Here is a 16021-nt window from a genome sequence, read left to right as displayed (position 1 = left end):
CTCGTTCAGGATAACCACAGAACACTAGACGAGACGCCCCGTATGATCTATTCGTCTGAAGGAGATCGTTTTGGCTTCATTGCTGTACCGCCTGGGTTCGTTCGCTGCACGCAAGGCGTGGACGGTGATCGTCTCGTGGGTCATCATCCTCGGCCTGGGGGTGGGCGCGTTCCTCACGCTCGGGGGCACGCTGAGCAACAGCTTCGACATCCCGGGCACCGCCTCGGGAGCCGTCACCGATCAGCTCGCCGAAAAGCTGCCCGACACCGCAGGCGGCACGGGAACGGTGGTCTATCAGACGACTGACGGCTCGGCCTTCACCGAGACGCAGAAGCTCGAGATCTCGAAGCTCGCAGCGAGCGCCGAAGACCTCGACGGCGTGGCGTCGGTGATCGACCCGTTCGACGCTCAGCAGCAGCAGGCCGTGCAGGCGCAGGATCTCGCCGACGGCAAGGACCAGATCGAAGGCGGTCGGGCCCAGCTCGACGCCGGCCAGACGCAGCTCGATGACGGTCGCGCGCAACTCGAGGCCGGACTCGAGCAGTTGACCGCCGCACGGTCGCAGGCCGAAGCGGGCGGCGCTCCCGCCGAGCAGCTCACCGCTCTGGACGCGCAGCTCGACGCGCTGAACACACAGCTCACGGAGCTCGACGCCCAGCAGAAGACGATCGACGACTCTCGCGCAGAGCTCGACACCAATGCCGAGAAGGTCGAGCTCGGCTCCACTCTCCTCGACCTCGCGAACGGCATCGGCGTCGTGTCCGACGACGGCTCGACCGCCATCGTGAACGTCTCGTTCGAAGACCCCCGCCTCGAGCTCTCCGAAGAGGTCAAGCAGGGAACGATCGACCACTTCGAGTCGTCGCCGATCGACGGCGTCGAGGTCGACTTCGGCACCGACATCGCGCAGGGTGTGCCCGAGATCTTCGGCGTCGGAGAGGCGATCGGCCTCGCGTTCGCGGCCGTCGTGCTGATCGTGATGCTCGGCACGCTCATCGGCGCGGCCCTGCCGATCGTGACGGCCGTGGTCGGCGTGGGCGTCGGCGTGACCGCATCCCTCGCCTTCTCGGGCGTCGTCGACATGGCATCCGTCACCCCGGTGCTGGGTGTGATGCTCGGACTCGCGGTCGGCATCGACTACTCGCTCTTCATCGTCAACCGTCACCGCAAGCAGCTGCTCAATGGCGTTCCCGTGAAGGAGTCCATCGGACTCGCCACCGGCACCTCGGGCACCGCCGTCGTGTTCGCCGGTACCACGGTGATCGTCGCTCTGCTCGCCCTCAATGTGACCGGCGTGCCGTTCCTCGGGCTCATGGGCACGGTCGGTGCGGTCTGCGTCGCGGTCGCCGTGCTCGTCGCGATCACGCTCGCCCCTGCCATCCTCGGACTCGTCGGCGCACGCCTGCTCAGCGGCAAGGCTCGCGCCACCATCGGGCAGCCGCACGCCGCGGGCAAGCCCGTGAAGCAGATGTCGACGCTGCGCGCGATCGTCACCGTGCTCGTCAGCGTCATCGCCCTGCTGATCGTCGCGATCCCTTCGATGTCGATGCGCCTCGGGCTGCCCGACGGTGCGAGCGAGCCCTCCGACTCGACCAGCTACCGCGCATTCCACATCGTCGACGAGCAGTTCGGCGAAGGGGCGAACGGCCCGCTGCTCGTCACCGCGACCCTCGACGACGCTGTCAGTGACGACGACCTGCTGGCCACGCAGGTCGAGATCGCGCAGACCCTCGCCGACCAGGACGACGTCGTCGGTGTCGCGCCGATCGCGAACTCCGACGACAACACGCTGCTCGCGTTCCAGGTGCTTCCCGCCGAAGGCCCGAACAGCGCGTCGACCGAGAAGCTCGTGCAGGACATCCGCGCATTGCCGCAGCTCGACGGTGGCATCACGCTCGGCGTCGCCGGCCAGGCGGCGACCAACATCGATATCTCCGAGGCTCTCGCCGGCGTCCTGCCGCTCTACCTGGTGGTCGTCGTCGGGCTCTCGCTGCTCATCATGATCGTCGTGTTCCGCTCGCTCCTGGTGCCGGTCATCGCGACCGGGGGCTTCGTTCTCTCACTGTTCGCGACCTACGGCCTGATCGTCGCCGTGTTCCAGTGGGGTTGGGGCGCCGATCTCATCGGGTTGGACAGCCCGGGGCCGATTCTGAGCTTCCTGCCGGTGATCCTGGTCGGCATCCTGTTCGGGCTCGCGATGGACTATCAGCTGTTCCTCGCCTCGGGGATGCGCGAGGCATACGTGCACGGAGCTTCGGCGAGGGATGCCGTCGCGCAGGGCTTCCGCGCCGGACGCTCGGTCGTCATCGCCGCAGCCCTCATCATGGTCTCGGTGTTCGGCGGGTTCATCTTCTCGGAGTCGACCATCATCCGCTCGATCGGCTTCGGCCTCGCGTTCGGTGTGCTGCTCGACGCCTTCGTCGTGCGGATGCTGCTGATGCCGGCGCTCATGCACCTGCTCGGCCGCTCGGCCTGGTGGCTGCCGCAGTGGCTCGACCGCATCCTCCCGAACGTCGACATGGAAGGTGCCGCGCTCGAGCGCGACCACCCCGGTGTGCGCACCGACACGGTTCAGGTGGTGGCGAGCTCGGAGACGCCCGACCCGCGCTGACGGCCCTCGGGTACGGGTGCGGGTGCGGGTGCGGGTGCGGGTGCGGGCACCCTCGGGTGCGGATGCGAACGCTGACGCCCTCGAATGCGAATGCGGATGCTGACGCCCTCGGATGCGAATGCGGATGCGGATGCGAGCGCTGACGCCCTCGGATGCGGATGCGGATGCGAATGCGGGTGCGAATGCGAATGCGAGCGCTGACGCCCTCGGATGCGGATGCGGATGCGGATGCCGGCGAGTTGGCACGCGGTCACCGGTTCGAGTCGCGGTTAGGCCCGTAGGGCGGAGAACTCCCCGTTGGGCGGAACTCTCGCACCGGAACCTCCGCCTGACAGGGCGAAATCCGCCCGACACGGCGAACTCCGCCCGACACGGCGAACTCCCCCTAACACGGCGAACTCCGCCCGACACGGCGAACTCCGCCTGACACAGCTCACGCCGCCCGAGACGATCGCCCCGGACCCGACGGAGCCACGCGAGCGCCCCTTCCGCGCAAGGGCGAGCGTCGGTAGCCTCGGCGAGCAAGGAGGCATCATGACCAGCGCACCCATCGACGTGGCCCTGGACGCGAACATCGAGGGCTACTTGATCGGCTCACCGGTGAGCATCATCCGCGAGTTCGCCTCCGCGGTCGGCAGCGGGCCGCGATTGCACCGGCATCCGTACGTCGAGACCTTCGTGATCCACCGCGGCCGCGCGCTCTTCACCGTGGGCGACGAGCAGGTCGTGGGATCCGGCGGTCAGGTTCTGGTCGTGCCGGAGCTCGTCGACCACCGTTTCGAAGTGCTCGACGGCGGCACGTATGAGGCGACCCACATCCATTCGAGCGACCGGTTCATCACGGACTGGCTCGAATAGTCACGCTCTGTCGGCGGCCGGATGGCTGGCCGAATCCCGGGTGGCTGCGGGGGCTGGGAGGATTCGCCCGCCATTCGGGGATTCATCAGCCGGATGCACGAGCAGGACAGCCGTCCCCCACGCACACGCATGCCCAGACGACAGATGCAGGCCGGATCTGGGGTTCTCGGCCTGCATCCGTGATCCGGGCATGCAGTTGAATGAGGCGGAAGATCGGATGCGCTCGTCACCGGCCGGACGGCTGGCCGAATCCCGGATGGCTGGACAGGCCCCGGCGATTCGCCCGCCATGCGTGCGATCTCCAGCCAGACGAACCGGACACCCAGCCAGACGAACCGGACCTCCAGCCAAACGAACCGGACACCCAGCCAGACGAACCGGGCGCCCAGGCACACAAACCGGGTACGGTCACACACCGGGTCAGACCACCATCCCGCGCCAGATCACCTCGACGGCAGCCCTCAGGCGGGCGGCGACCGCAGGGTCGTCCATCCGGTCGCCGCGCACGACGATCTGGTAGTACGCGGTGCCGGCGATCGCATCGAAGCATGCGTCGACGTCGAGGTCGGCACGCAGCTCACCACGTGCGATCCCCGCGCGCAGCGCGTTGAGCAGGGGCACCCGCCGACGCGACACATGTGACTGCCAGTACGCCCTCTGCAGCGCGCGGTCAGACATCACGAGCCGGATGCGCTGACGGAATCGCTCCTCCGCATAACCGGATGCCGCGACAGACAGGGCCACTCCGTTCTCGCCGAGCCCGAGCCCGTCGAACAGCGCCTCGCGAAGATCGACATCGTCCGGATACTCCGGCGGCACCATGCGCCCGACGTCGAGCGCGGCGGCGATCAACGTCGTGAGCGACGGCCACCGACGGTACAGTGCCGCCCGGCTCACCCCGCTCCGTGCGACCACGCGGCTGACGGTGACGTCCAGACCCGAGTCGATGATCTCGAGCGTCGCGGCGACGATCTGCCCGTCCATGTCCTCGTCGCGCGGACGGCCGGGGCGGCGGCGAACCGCAGCCCCGACAGCAGCATCCGTCACGGCATCGATCGTCGTCACACCAGCGCCCGCTCGCGGAGCCGCGCGACGGTCGCATCCGACAGCCCGGCGGCGCGCAGCGGCGCGAGGGCATCACCGTGCTGCTCGCGAAGCGTGTCGAGCAGCGTGCGCATCGACACCTCCATCGAGCCTTCGAGCAGCGCCGCGCTCGCGCCGGCGGCATCGGCGTCGAACCCGAGCGCCCTCCACATCGCCCCCATGACGGGCGCGGTGCGCTGCATGATCGCGGCCATGTTGTGGCTGGTCAGGGCGTAGTCCGCGACGATGTCGTCATCCGCCGCTCCGAGTGCAAGCAGCAGCATCGCCGCGACCACACCGGTGCGATCGCGCCCGGCTGCGCAGTGGAACGCGGCGGTCCCCGGCGTGTGGGCGATCACGTTCAGCGCCGTGACGAGCTGCGGCGCGGCGACCTCCACCATCCGCAGGTACATCTGACCCATCGCGTCGTGGGTGAGCTCGGGGGCGCCGTCACCCATCGAGCGTCCGACATCCGCGATCAGCGGCAGGTGGTGGTAGGCGACCGGGTAGTCGGCGAGGGGGCCACGACCGGTGACCGAGACTTCGAGCGGCGAGCGCAGGTCGATGATCGCGGTCAGGCCGGCCCCGACCAGCTGCGAGGCGACCTCGGTCGTCACGTACGCGAGGTCGTCGGTGCGGATCGCGAGTCCTTCGCGCAGCACTCCCCCGTCGATCGGGATTCCGCCGAGGTCCCGCAGGTTGACGGGGGCGCTGAGCACCAGGTCGATGTCGGCGATGGTCATGTGATTCTCCTTCGGATGAGGGCGCTGCCCTGGTCGATCGCCGTGACGAGCACGATGATGCAGATGATGATGGCGCTGAGGTGGCCGTAGTCGTACATGCGCATCGCGGTCGTCAGCTCGAGGCCGATTCCGCCGGCGCCGACGAGGCCGAGGATGGTCGCGCCGCGCACGTTGCCCTCGAACAGCAACAGCGTGTACGAGGTCAGCAGGGGTGCGGACTGCGGCAGGATGCCGTATTGGATGACCTGTCGCTTCGAGGCGCCGACGGCCTCCATCGCGACGACGGGTCCGCGGTCGACCTGCTCCATGGCTTCGGCGAAGATCTTGCCGATCGATCCGATCGACCCGAGGGTCATGGCCAGGATGCCGGCGAACGGGCCGAGTCCGACAGCCGAGACGAACATGAGCGCGAAGACGAGATCGGGCACCGAGCGGATGATGTTCATCACCCACCGCGTCGGGTAGTAGACCCACTTGGGTGCGATGTTCGACGACGCCCCGAACGCGGCGAGCAGCGACAGCACGGCACCGAGCACCGTGCCGACGACCGCCATCTGGAAGGTCTCGAGCAGCAGCGCGAGGATCGTGCCGATCTTCGAGAAGTCCGGCGGGAACAGGCGAGACAGGAACTCGCCCATGTTGACCGCGCCGTCGCCCAGCTTGATGAAGTTGAACTCCGCGCCGTTGAACGACCAGATCAGCAGCAGGGCCGCGATGGGCAGACCGATCAGGAAACGAGCGCGGGGCACGCGGAACGCACGCTCGAGGCGCGATCGCTCGGCCGCGTCGAGGGCCGGGCGCGTGGTCGCGCGATCGGCATTGCCGCCCGTCGAACGCGTAGTGCCACCCATCGGGCCGCCGGTCGGGCCGCCCGTCGCCCCGCCTGTCGAACGCGGGTCAGTGGTGAGCGTCATCGTCGTGCTCCTCGTCGTCGTAAAGCGGTGCCAGTGCGGCGGCATCCAGTTGTGATGTGGCGCCGGCGACCAGCATCCGCCCGTGCCGCAGGCCGATGATGCGGTCGCTGTGCGAGAGTGCGAGCGGCAGCACGTGCAGGCTGACGAGCACCGGGATTCCGTCTTCGGTGGCGATCTCGCGCAGGAGTTCGAGCACCGAGTCGGCGAGCTTCGGGTCGAGCGATGCGACCGGTTCGTCGGCGAGGATGACCTTGGGCTGCTGCATGAGGGCGCGGGCGATCGCGACGCGCTGCTGCTGCCCGCCCGAGAGCGAGCGCGCGGGCGCGTTGGCCTTGTGAGCGATGCCGACCCGGTCGAGCAGTTCGAGTGCGCGGCGACGATGCGCGCTCGAGAAGCCGCCCACCAGGTTGATCGCGCCCGCTCCGTGCAGGGCTCCGGCGAGCACGTTGGTCATGACGCTCAGACGTGGGATGAGGTTGAACTGCTGGAACACCTGGCCGACATCCGACCGCAGCGTGCGCAGCTCTCCGCGCGCGAGGTTGGTGACGTCGTGGCCCGCGACCCTGACCGATCCCGCAGAGATCGGGGCGAACCCCGTGAGGCTGCGCATCAGGGTCGACTTGCCCGAGCCCGAGGCGCCGAGCAGAGCGACCATCTCGCCCGGGAACAGGTCGAGGTCCACGCCGTCGAGCACCGTGGTGGTGTCGTACGCGACGCTGAGGTCGCGCACGGTCACGAGCGGCAGCGCCTGGCGCAGTTCGGCGGTGGGGGTGCGGCCGGGGGCGTGGGTCGCGGCATCCGCTCCCTCACCCGCCCCCGTGTTCGTCGGAAAACCCAGACCAACGGATGCCGGCTCGGCGCGTCGATCCTCGACCTGCCCACGGGCGGACGAACCGTCTGCGTTCTCCCTCGAACCGAGGGCGGATGCCGGGAGGGCGGATGCGGCGGCCGAGACCGGGAGGGCGGATGCGGCGGCCGAGACCGGGAGGGCCGATGCCGTGGCATCCGCCCTCATGAGGGACGGGTTCGTCACTTGAGATCCTTGAGCTCGACGCCGGCGACCGCGGCGATCTCAGCGAACGAGGTGAAGGAGGAGCCGTCGAGGTCGACGGTCTGCTCGGCAGCGGCGAAGGCGCCGTAGGCTCCGAGCGCCTCCGCGTTCTCGGGCGAGAACACCTCGGCGATGCCGTCCTGGATGAGTTTGCGGGTGTCGGCGTCGAGCGACTGACGGCCCAGCACCGCACCCTGGATGTCCATGGCGGGGCTCTCGCCGACCGCGCGCCACTCCCCGTCCGCGAACGGGAACATCGGAGCGCCGAGCTCGGTCAGCATGACGGCGGTGCAGGCGGCATCCACCTGTCCCTGCTGGAGCGCCGCGAAGCTGCCCTCGTGTCCGCCGGCGAAGATCGCCTCGTAGTCGGTCCCCTGCTCCAGGCCGGCCTCGTGCAGCATGTACACCGGCATGAAGTAGCCCGAGCTCGACGCCTGGTCGGCGAACGCGACGGTCTTGCCCTCGAGGTCTTCGACGGTCTCGATGGGCGAGTCGTTCAGCACGACGCAGGTCGAGACGGGCTTGCCGTCGCCCTGGAACGCGACCAGCGCGTCGACCTCACCCGTGTTCACGGCGAGCGCCGAGGGGAAGCCGCTCATGATGCCGATGTCGACGTGGTCGGCGCGGATCGCCTCGACGACGCTCAGGTAGTCGGGCACGTCGGTGATCTCGACGTCGCGGCCGGTGGACTCTTCGAGGAGGTCGGCGAAGACCTCGATCGGGTTCTCGGCGGTGGGGTCATCCCCGACGGGGAGCGTCGCGATCGTGATGGGAGCGTTCGGGTCGGCGGGAGCCGCTTCGGCGGTCGGGCTCTGGCAGCCGGTGAGGGCGAGGGCGGCGACCCCGAGGAGGCCGACGGCGGGCAGGGTGAGGCGGCGCATGATGACCTTTCGGGAGGAGTCGTTCCCGAATTCCGAGAACATGAGTATTCCAACTCGCGAAGGTGACAGGGAATTACGAGACCGGCGTACTCGAAACGGAACGCTGAGTGAACGGCTGGTGTCGGTGGCCGGCCGACCCGGATGTCGGAACCCCCGCCTAGAGTGTGCGGATGACCCTGGATGCCCGCGCTCGCCTCGAACAGCTGCACGCCCAGGCAGCGGAGCGGGTCGAAGCGACCGGGGTCACGCTCGCCGAGCTCATGCATGACCGAGAGGGCTCGAACGACGACGACGAGCACGATCCCGAGGGCGTCACGCTCTCGTCGGAGTGGTCACGACTGACGGGGCTCGCCGAGGCGGCGGCATCCGAACTCCGGCAGGTCGACGACGCGATCGCACGACTGGATGCCGGCACCTACGGCATGTGTGCGAACTGCGGCCGACCGATTCCGAAGGATCGTCTCGAGGTGCGCCCGTTCGCCACGCACTGCGTCGCCTGTGCCGAGAAGCTCGGCCTCTGATCCAGGGGCACCGGGTATCAACTCACCAGAGGAACGTGACCCCCACGGCGAACACCGCACCGATCACGGCGACCGCCCACCAGTACCATGCGCGGCGGCGAGGCCGGAAGGGCAGCGGCGTCCGCGAGCCACGCAGCACCAGGATGCCGATGGCAGCGAGCGCCGGTGCGAGAGCGATGCCCCACACCCAACCGCCGACGGAGAACCACGGCCCGCTGTGCCAGAGCAGCAGGAGGCCGAAGGCCGCCCAGATCAGGTCGCCGATCGACGGCAGAAGCGCTTTCACCCGGGACGCTCGGATCAGGGCGACCAGGCTCAACAGCAGAGCGAGCCCGAAGATGCCCCACGCGATGCCGACCGACGCGCTGTCGATCGCGGGAATCGGCGCGCCGGACGCATACGACATGGCGATGTAGTCGGCCGGGGCGGTCGTGTTCGACAGCGCGAGGAATGCGGTGCCGGCCTCCCGGTCGAGTGTGAGCATGGTGCGGAAGCCCCCGGTTCCGCCGTTGTGCCACGTCTGCAGGCTGTCGCCGTCGAACGCGGCCGACGTGATCCATCCCCATCCGATCTCGGCCCCTTCTCCCATGGGGGCGGTCGGATCGAGAGCGGCCACGCCCCGGGCAGTCCCGTCGAGGTTGGCCTGCGCCCAGGTCGCCAGGTCGGCGGCGGTCGTGAAGGTCGACGAACCGGCCGGCAGGTATCCCTCGCCCCACCAGCGCGGCGCGGGTGTGCCGTTCGACAGGAACCCGGGCACGGCGTCGATGGGCACCTCGTCGGCCGTCGCCGCGACGACCGTGTCGTCCATACCGAGCGGATCAGTGATGCGGTCCTTCAGCAGGGCCGCGTAGCCATCGGCATCCGCCGCTTCGACGAGTGCCGTCCCGAGCAGCGAGACGGCGAAGTTCGAATAGACCGAGCCCTGATCGGGGTCGACCGGCGCGACCGCCGCGTCGGCGATCAGCTGCTCGGTCGTGGTCGTCGCGTAGGGATTCTCGTTCAGGAGGACGCCGGTCAGCGACTCCGCTTCCGCCGTGGCACCGAGTCCCGGCAGTCCGGAGGAGTGCTGCGACAGCGACGCGAGCGTCACCTCGCCGGCTTCCGTGCCTTCGAGTTCGGGAAGGTGCTCAGCGAGCTGATCCTCAGCCTCGACCTCGCCTCGCTCGATCGCATCGGCGAACAGCGCACCCGTGAAGGTCTTGGTGATGGATCCGAGCTCGAACACCGTGTCGGCGGTCGGGGCTCCCGCTTTCGACGGGTCGGCGTCGCCGAGCCCGGCGAACACGGCGCCGTCGGGGCCGATCTCGGCGACGGAGAGTGCGCGGAAGCTGTCGAGACTCCCGGGCAGGGAGCGGATGCGGTCGGCCAGTGCCTCATCGCCTGCGGTCGACGCACTGACCGTCTGATGCTGCGGACCGATCGCCGCACCGAGCGCGACGCCCACGACCGCTGCCGCACCGATCACGGCCAGGATCGCTCGGGTGGGGCGTCGGCGTCGAGCATCCGGCGCGTTCTGCGGGTCTTGCAGGTCGGCGGAGGGATTCGAGGGAGTGGTCACGGTGGGCTCCTCAGCTCGAGGCGATCATGGTCAGGACGAGAAGGGGCACCACGCGTGCGGCGGGCACCTCGTAGTACCCGCGGCGCGGAGAGACGAGCCACCCCGCGCTGACGAGCTGGCGCAGGTGGTGGTAGAGCTGGCCCGACGAGGCGAGGTGCTCGAGCTGCAGCAGCTCGGCCGTCGTGTGCGCGCCGCGCATGATCTGGCGCACGAGCTCGAGGCGTGCCGGGTGCCCCAGAGCTTCGAGCGGACGGGCGAGGTCGCTCCAGTCATTCGCGAGCAGCCCTTCGGCGTGCAGTCCGTATTGCCAGCGGACCGGGCCCGCCTGCGTCTCGACCGCGCCGGCCATCATCACGGCCCCCGGCGCACGGCGGCCGAGCTCGTTCACGAACCAGAGCGGATCGTCGGAGCCGGCGGCTTCGGGCGCAGCATCCGTCGCTTCCGATTCCGCATCGTCGGCGGGCCCGGCAGAGTGAGCGGCGAGTGCGGAGAGTCGCGCGACCTCGTGCTCGAGGTCGGTGAGCCGGCGCTCGATCGTGCTCTGCTCGTCGGATTCCATGATCCGAACCTATCAAAAGTTCGTAATTACGGAAAACGGGGGATTTCGACGGTCGGATCGGATGCGGGCGCGGCCCCGAGCACGGATGCCGGTTCAGAGGCTCCCGAACGCGATCACCGCGCACATCGTGCCGACCGTCAGCAGAATCGGCGCCGCCACGATGCCGCACCAGAAGCTCCGGGCGGCTTCCTTGTCGGGCACCAGCGCGGCGACCAGCGCGGCGATGGCCATGAGCGCTCCGGCGAACACGAAGACCGGTTGCTGAAACACCCACGCGAGCGGAATGAAGTGGATGCCGACGACAGCCAGCACGAGGGGCGCGATGAGATCCTGTCGCTTGCGCCTGGTCGCCCAGATCGCCAGCACGATGATCACCACCACCTCGATCCAGAAGACGATCAGATACCAGGTCGACGCTGCGCCAGCCCAGCTGATCGCCGTCGGCGCCGACCAGTTGCGGATCGCCGCGGGCAGACTGATCCCGGCCAGAGCCGCGCCGCCGAGGCTGAGCACCCCGAGGATCACGCGCCAGCTCCAGTGCTTCGGCGGGCGCTCCTGCCCCCACCCCGCCCACACGAATGCGGCGATCCCGAAGATCGCCCCGGTCATCAGCAGGTCACGCGGGAAATCATCGATGATCATGCCCACAGGCTAACCGGGTGCCGGTGCCGGTGCCGGTGCCGGTGCCGGTGCCGGCGCCGGGAGCAGGCGACTCCGTGAAGCCCGAGAAGTAGGCTGAGGGCATCATGGACGAGTTCATCCGGGGCTTCTGGATCTTTGCGGGCAACTACTGGTGGCTCGCCTTCCCGATCCTCGGCATGGCCGGCGGCGCGGCGAAGGCGTGGGAGCGCAGCGCGAAGCGCCGGCACGAACGACGCATCGAGACTCTGCGACTCAAGGCCGAGATCAAGACCGCCCAGCTCGAAGCGCGCAGCGGACGGGCGAAGCGCATCGGCCCGGCGGTCGTCGACACCCGGGCCTCGGTCGCCCCGAACACCCTGCTCGAGCGCCTCTTCTCAGAGCACGACGAGATCACCGCGCGCTGGCTCGACTACGAGCTCGACGTCGCGAAGCTGATCGCCTTCCCCGCCATGAGCGACGGACGCCAGCCTCTGGTCGCCGCGTTCCTGCGGGCCAAGAAGACGGCGGATGCGTTGCGCCCGCTGTCTGCCGATTCGACCGTGACCGAGCGGCAGGTCTCGGAGTACCTCGACGCCGTGGGCGCCTACGCCGTGGCGTTCGAGATCGCAGAGAAGGATGCCCGCCGCCTGCGCGACTCGACCTTCACCGAGCCCGAGCGCAAGCGGCTCGATCGCGCGCAGCAGCTGCTCAAAGTCGCCGTCGACGAATCGGCCACGCAGGCCGAGCGCAACATCGCCTATCGGCGCGTGCGCGACGAACTCGAGGGTCTGATCCTGCTGAGCGACGAGGCCGTGCAGGTGCTCGAGAATCAGGTGGCCCGTGAGCTGCCGGCGCACCCGTCGGCGGGCACCGTCACGGAGACCACGCCGGAACCCGAGAGGATCTTCCTGCCCCCCGCTACGAACGCTCCCGTGACCCGGGCCGGCACAGAGGCACCTGCACCCCTGCCCGCGAGCACCAAGGACGACCGGGAGAACCCGCGATGATCACGAGATTCGAAGAGCTCGACTGGCAGGAGACACCGATCGGCGAGCTGACGCTGCGCCGACGCACCGAGCCCGCGGTCGGCCAGGAGATCTACGAGGTCAGGCTCGGCGACGAATACCTGATGTCGAGCCTGTTCACCGTGGCCGAGGAGGAGCTATCGAACCTGGGTCTGGCTGCTGCCGAGGGCGATGATCTCTCGGTCCTGGTCGGCGGACTCGGGCTCGGATACACGGCGGTCGCCGCATTGCGCGACGACCGTGTGGCTTCGCTCACGGTGGTCGATCGGCTCGGCGCGGTGATCAGCTGGCATCAGCGGCGCCTGCTGCCCGTGTCGGCGGAACTCGTCGACGACCCGCGCACGAACCTGGTCGAAGACGACTTCTTCGCCCTGGTTCGGGCAGCACCCCGCGAAGATCACCCCGGCTACTCCGCGATCCTCCTGGACGTCGACCACTCGCCGCGTCACCAACTCGACCCCACGCATGCCGACCTCTACACCGCGGCCGGCCTGCGCGCACTCGACCGGCACCTCGCTGCCGTCGGTGTCTTCGCGCTGTGGTCGGATGATCCGCCCGACGAGGACTTCATGGGCGAGATGCGCACCGTATTCGATGATGCCGTCGCCCACGTGGTCGACTTCGCGAACGCCGTGACGGGCGGGACGTCGTCGAACACCGTGTACGTCGCGCGCAGTCGCCGTGCGACGGATGCCGCTGTCGCACCTGCACCTGCACCTGCACCTGCACCGGAGTCGGCGTCGTGACCCCGAAGACGATCGTGCTCACCGGAGCATCCGACGGCATCGGCGCGGCCGCCGCACGCCAGCTCGCGGCATCCGGTCACCGGCTCATCCTCGTCGGCCGGTCCGTCGAGAAGACGCGGGCGGTCGCCGCCGACACCGGGGCCGAGTGGTTCACGGCCGACTTCGCCCGGCTCGACGACGTTCGTGAACTCGCGACGAAGATCGCGGATGCCGTGGGCGACGGCGGGATCGACGTGCTCGCGAACAACGCCGGCGGCATCTTCGGGGATCAGACTCCTACCGTCGACGGGTTCGAGAAGACGCTGCAGGTCAACCACCTGGCCCCCTTCCTGCTGACGAACCTGCTGCTGCCCCAGCTGCGCACCGGTCGCGCAGCGATCATCAACACGTCGAGCGTCGCGCACCGTCTGTTCGCTCGGCTCGACATCGACGACCTCGACAATCGCAAGAACTTCAGTGCGAACAGGGCCTACGGCGACGCGAAGCTCGCCAACGTGCTGTTCACGAAGAGCCTGCACACGAAGTTCCGCGCCGAGGGCCTGAGCTCGGTCGCCTTCCACCCCGGCACCGTGCAGACCAACTTCGCCTCGGATTCGAACACCCTCATGCGCTTCGTCTACCGCACCCCGCTCAAGCGCCTGCTCCTCATCAGCAGCGAGAAGGGCGGCAGCACCCTGAGCTGGTTCATCGAGGGAACGCCCGACGAGACCTGGATCTCGGGCGAGTACTACGACGAGCGGGTGCTGACTCGGCGCGTGAACCCGCGGATCGAGGACGCCGCACTGGCCGAGGCGCTGTGGCAGAAGAGTGCAGAGCTCGTCGGGATCGACGCCGTCTGACCGCATCCGGGTCACCGGCTGTTCGCCCCGGCGCGCTCCGGGTGCACTTCGTGCCGCCCCACCGCGTTCCCGACGGCACGAACTGCGACCGGAACCGACCCAGCGGGGACTTCAGCCGCACGAACTACGACCGGAGCGGCCAGGCACGCATGCGGGGTCGCATGGATCTCGCGCTCAGACGGCAGGAGTATGCTGGCACACCGGGTCATGTGACCCTTCAGAGCGCGAGAGGCGGTGATGGCGATGTCCGGTGATAGTTGCGACGCCGCCTTCGTTGCGTCGCGTCTGACTGCATCCGTGCGTTGAGCTTCGGCTCCGCACCTGCACGTCCTGCTCCGCAGCCGTCGGCGGCGTCTTCCGCCCCCTGACGAATTCTGCGCACGCCCTCTCTGACGAGGCAGTGCGCCTGCGAGAACGGAGCCAGTCATGGCCCTCATCGACAACGGCGTGTACGTCCACGGACGTCGCGTGGAGACCCCGAAGAACCTCGACGAGACCTACCGGTCGCTCGACGCCCACGGCGGCATCGCCTGGATCGGTCTGTATCGACCGAGCCCTATCGAGGTCGCCTCGGTCGCGCGCGAATTCGACCTGCATCCGCTCGCGGTCGAAGACGCGCTGTCGGGACACCAGCGGTCGAAGGTCGAGCGCTACGGCGACACGCTCTTCGCCGTGCTGCGCCCCGCCCGTTACCGCGACGAGCAGGAGTCGATCGAGTTCGGCGAGCTGCACCTGTTCGTCGGCCCCGACTTCGTGGTGACCATCCGCCACGCCGAGTCGCCCGACCTCGCCGGCGTGCGCCGCCGCATGGAGGCGCACCCCGAGCTGCTCGCGATGGGACCCGAGGCCGTCTTCTACGCGATCCTCGACGAGGTCGTCGACGGCTACGAGCCGATCGTCGCCGGGCTGCTCAACGACATCGACGAGATCGAGGACCAGCTCTTCGGCGACAGCGACGACGACGCCCTCTCGCGCCGCATCTACGAGCTCTCTCGCGAGGTCATCAACTTCCAGAGGGCGGTGCACCCGCTCGCCGGGATGCTGGAATGGCTGCGCCGCGGGTCGGAGAAGTACCGCATCGACGAAGAGCTGCAGCGGTCGCTGCGCGATGTGCTCGACCACGTCATCCGCGTGAACGAGCGGGTCGATTCGTTCCGGGCGATCCTCGAGAACGCGCTGACCGTGCATTCCGCGCTGGTCGCACGACGGCAGACCGAGGCAGGGCTGGCCCAGAACGACGAGATCAAGAAGATCTCCTCGTGGGCGGCGATCATCTTCGCGCCCACGCTCGTCGGCACGGTCTACGGCATGAACTTCGAGGTGATGCCCGAGCTGCACTGGGCACACGGATATCCGATGGCGATCGGAGCGATGGCCGCCTTCGCGGTCGCCCTCTACGGAGTGTTCAAGTACAAGAAGTGGTTGTGAGGCCGGTCGGGCTCAGCGGTCGTCGCCGCTGAGCCTCTCGAGCAGGCCGTCGAGGTCGTCGAACTCGATGACCTCGGCCTCGACGCCCTCACGATCGCGCACCTCGATGTTGGCGACCTCGAGCTCGTCGTCGAGCTGCACCAGGATCCGAGAGTCCGGGAACTGCTTCGGCGCGTCGAAGGCGATCAGCACCGCATCGGCGAACACCACGACGGAGGTGGCTTCGAGATCGTCGCGCAGGTCGATCTGCTCGAGCACCGGCTCATCGTCCACCGCCTCGTCGATGTCGTCGGCGACCTCGTCGATCACCGCACGCCACCGCGTCTCGGACACCGACAGGATGCGCGCGATCGCCGCGAGCAGAGTGTCGTCGTCGAGGGTCTCCTCGTCGTCCTCGAGCTCGGGGTCGACGTTGACGGTGACGACCGCGCCGGCGGCGTCGATGGTGGCCCGGCCGTAGACGAGGCCGTTCTCGGCGACCGGATCATCGAGCAGTCCGCTGTCGACGATGCGGGCGAGGAGGTGGTCGAGCAGTGAGGAGGCCATGCGACCAGTCTTCCACTGACCCCGCCGCTAGGCTCGG

General features: G+C 68.8%; 17 protein-coding genes. 7 read left to right on the top strand and 10 right to left on the bottom strand.

Annotated features, from left to right (window positions below):
- Positions 1-70 precede the first annotated feature (70 nt).
- On the top strand, positions 71-2611 hold the full coding sequence (locus ACZ0AA_RS14630) for an MMPL family transporter (RefSeq protein WP_463513361.1): 2541 nt from the start codon (positions 71-73) through the stop codon (positions 2609-2611).
- Here the strand turns inward: ACZ0AA_RS14630 and ACZ0AA_RS14625 are convergent.
- Positions 2572-2865, bottom strand: coding sequence for a hypothetical protein (locus tag ACZ0AA_RS14625; protein ID WP_463513360.1), 294 nt, complete (start codon positions 2863-2865; stop codon positions 2572-2574). The genes ACZ0AA_RS14630 and ACZ0AA_RS14625 overlap by 40 nt on opposite strands.
- 280 nt (positions 2866-3145) lie before the next feature.
- On the opposite strand from ACZ0AA_RS14625, the gene ACZ0AA_RS14620 reads away from it, so the two are divergent.
- Positions 3146-3469, top strand: a complete 324-nt coding sequence (locus tag ACZ0AA_RS14620; protein ID WP_463513359.1) for a cupin domain-containing protein — start codon at positions 3146-3148, stop codon at positions 3467-3469.
- 420 nt (positions 3470-3889) lie between these two features.
- Here the strand turns inward: ACZ0AA_RS14620 and ACZ0AA_RS14615 are convergent, their stop codons facing one another.
- Genes ACZ0AA_RS14615 through phnD form a run of 5 tightly spaced genes read right to left on the bottom strand, consistent with a single transcriptional unit; the run spans position 3890 to position 8141 of the window.
- The gene (locus ACZ0AA_RS14615) at positions 3890-4534 is read right to left on the bottom strand and encodes a TetR/AcrR family transcriptional regulator (protein WP_400863078.1); all 645 of its coding nucleotides are present in this window, start codon (positions 4532-4534) and stop codon (positions 3890-3892) included.
- Positions 4531-5295, bottom strand: coding sequence for a tyrosine-protein phosphatase (locus tag ACZ0AA_RS14610; RefSeq protein WP_463513358.1), 765 nt, complete (start codon positions 5293-5295; stop codon positions 4531-4533). Before ACZ0AA_RS14610 ends, ACZ0AA_RS14615 begins: the two co-directional genes overlap by 4 nt.
- Positions 5292-6209 carry a phosphonate ABC transporter, permease protein PhnE gene (gene phnE / locus ACZ0AA_RS14605; protein ID WP_463513357.1) on the bottom strand — a complete coding sequence of 306 codons (918 nt, stop codon included), beginning with the start codon at positions 6207-6209 and terminating at the stop codon, positions 5292-5294. The genes ACZ0AA_RS14610 and phnE overlap by 4 nt, the downstream gene beginning before the upstream one ends.
- Positions 6193-7242, bottom strand: a complete 1050-nt coding sequence (gene phnC, locus ACZ0AA_RS14600) for a phosphonate ABC transporter ATP-binding protein (RefSeq protein ID WP_463513356.1) — start codon at positions 7240-7242, stop codon at positions 6193-6195. The genes phnE and phnC overlap by 17 nt, the downstream gene beginning before the upstream one ends.
- Positions 7239-8141, bottom strand: a complete 903-nt coding sequence (phnD, locus tag ACZ0AA_RS14595) for a phosphate/phosphite/phosphonate ABC transporter substrate-binding protein (RefSeq protein ID WP_463513355.1) — start codon at positions 8139-8141, stop codon at positions 7239-7241. Before phnD ends, phnC begins: the two co-directional genes overlap by 4 nt.
- Before the next feature lie 170 nt (positions 8142-8311).
- On the opposite strand from phnD, the gene ACZ0AA_RS14590 reads away from it, so the two are divergent.
- The gene (locus ACZ0AA_RS14590; protein WP_463513354.1) at positions 8312-8662 is read left to right on the top strand and encodes a TraR/DksA family transcriptional regulator; all 351 of its coding nucleotides are present in this window, start codon (positions 8312-8314) and stop codon (positions 8660-8662) included.
- Positions 8663-8684: 22 nt separating this feature from the next.
- Here ACZ0AA_RS14590 and ACZ0AA_RS14585 read toward each other — a convergent pair whose 3' ends face one another.
- The 3 genes from ACZ0AA_RS14585 to ACZ0AA_RS14575 all read right to left on the bottom strand — a co-directional run bounded on the left by ACZ0AA_RS14585 (position 8685) and on the right by ACZ0AA_RS14575 (position 11421).
- A complete protein-coding gene (locus ACZ0AA_RS14585; RefSeq protein WP_463513353.1) occupies positions 8685-10220 on the bottom strand; it encodes a serine hydrolase domain-containing protein in 1536 nt (511 codons plus the stop codon).
- Between the two features lie 10 nt (positions 10221-10230).
- The gene (locus tag ACZ0AA_RS14580) at positions 10231-10779 is read right to left on the bottom strand and encodes an ArsR/SmtB family transcription factor (RefSeq protein ID WP_463513352.1); all 549 of its coding nucleotides are present in this window, start codon (positions 10777-10779) and stop codon (positions 10231-10233) included.
- A gap of 93 nt (positions 10780-10872) precedes the next feature.
- Positions 10873-11421: a hypothetical protein gene (locus ACZ0AA_RS14575; protein WP_463513351.1), complete on the bottom strand. Its 549-nt coding sequence runs from the start codon at positions 11419-11421 to the stop codon at positions 10873-10875.
- A gap of 104 nt (positions 11422-11525) precedes the next feature.
- Between ACZ0AA_RS14575 and ACZ0AA_RS14570 the strand changes: the two genes are divergently transcribed.
- The 4 genes from ACZ0AA_RS14570 (at position 11526) to ACZ0AA_RS14555 (ending at position 15438) form a co-directional block, all read left to right on the top strand.
- Positions 11526-12407, top strand: a complete 882-nt coding sequence (locus ACZ0AA_RS14570) for a hypothetical protein (RefSeq protein ID WP_463513350.1) — start codon at positions 11526-11528, stop codon at positions 12405-12407.
- Complete coding sequence (locus ACZ0AA_RS14565; protein WP_400863097.1) at positions 12404-13171, top strand: polyamine aminopropyltransferase; 768 nt, start codon at positions 12404-12406, stop codon at positions 13169-13171. Before ACZ0AA_RS14570 ends, ACZ0AA_RS14565 begins: the two co-directional genes overlap by 4 nt.
- Entirely contained in the window at positions 13168-14010 is an 843-nt protein-coding gene (locus ACZ0AA_RS14560) for an SDR family NAD(P)-dependent oxidoreductase (RefSeq protein WP_463513349.1), read from the top strand. The genes ACZ0AA_RS14565 and ACZ0AA_RS14560 overlap by 4 nt, the downstream gene beginning before the upstream one ends.
- 426 nt (positions 14011-14436) lie before the next feature.
- The gene (locus tag ACZ0AA_RS14555; protein ID WP_463513348.1) at positions 14437-15438 is read left to right on the top strand and encodes a magnesium and cobalt transport protein CorA; all 1002 of its coding nucleotides are present in this window, start codon (positions 14437-14439) and stop codon (positions 15436-15438) included.
- 12 nt (positions 15439-15450) lie between these two features.
- On the opposite strand, the gene ACZ0AA_RS14550 is transcribed toward ACZ0AA_RS14555, so the two are convergent.
- Entirely contained in the window at positions 15451-15984 is a 534-nt protein-coding gene (locus ACZ0AA_RS14550) for a cytochrome C5 (protein ID WP_463513347.1), read from the bottom strand.
- Between the last annotated feature and the right edge of the window lie 37 nt (positions 15985-16021).

It is taken from the genome of Microbacterium sp. AC035, assembly GCF_979258485.1.
The sequence above is the reverse complement of the archived record's forward strand: the minus strand, read 5'-3'. Positions and strand labels throughout refer to the sequence as shown.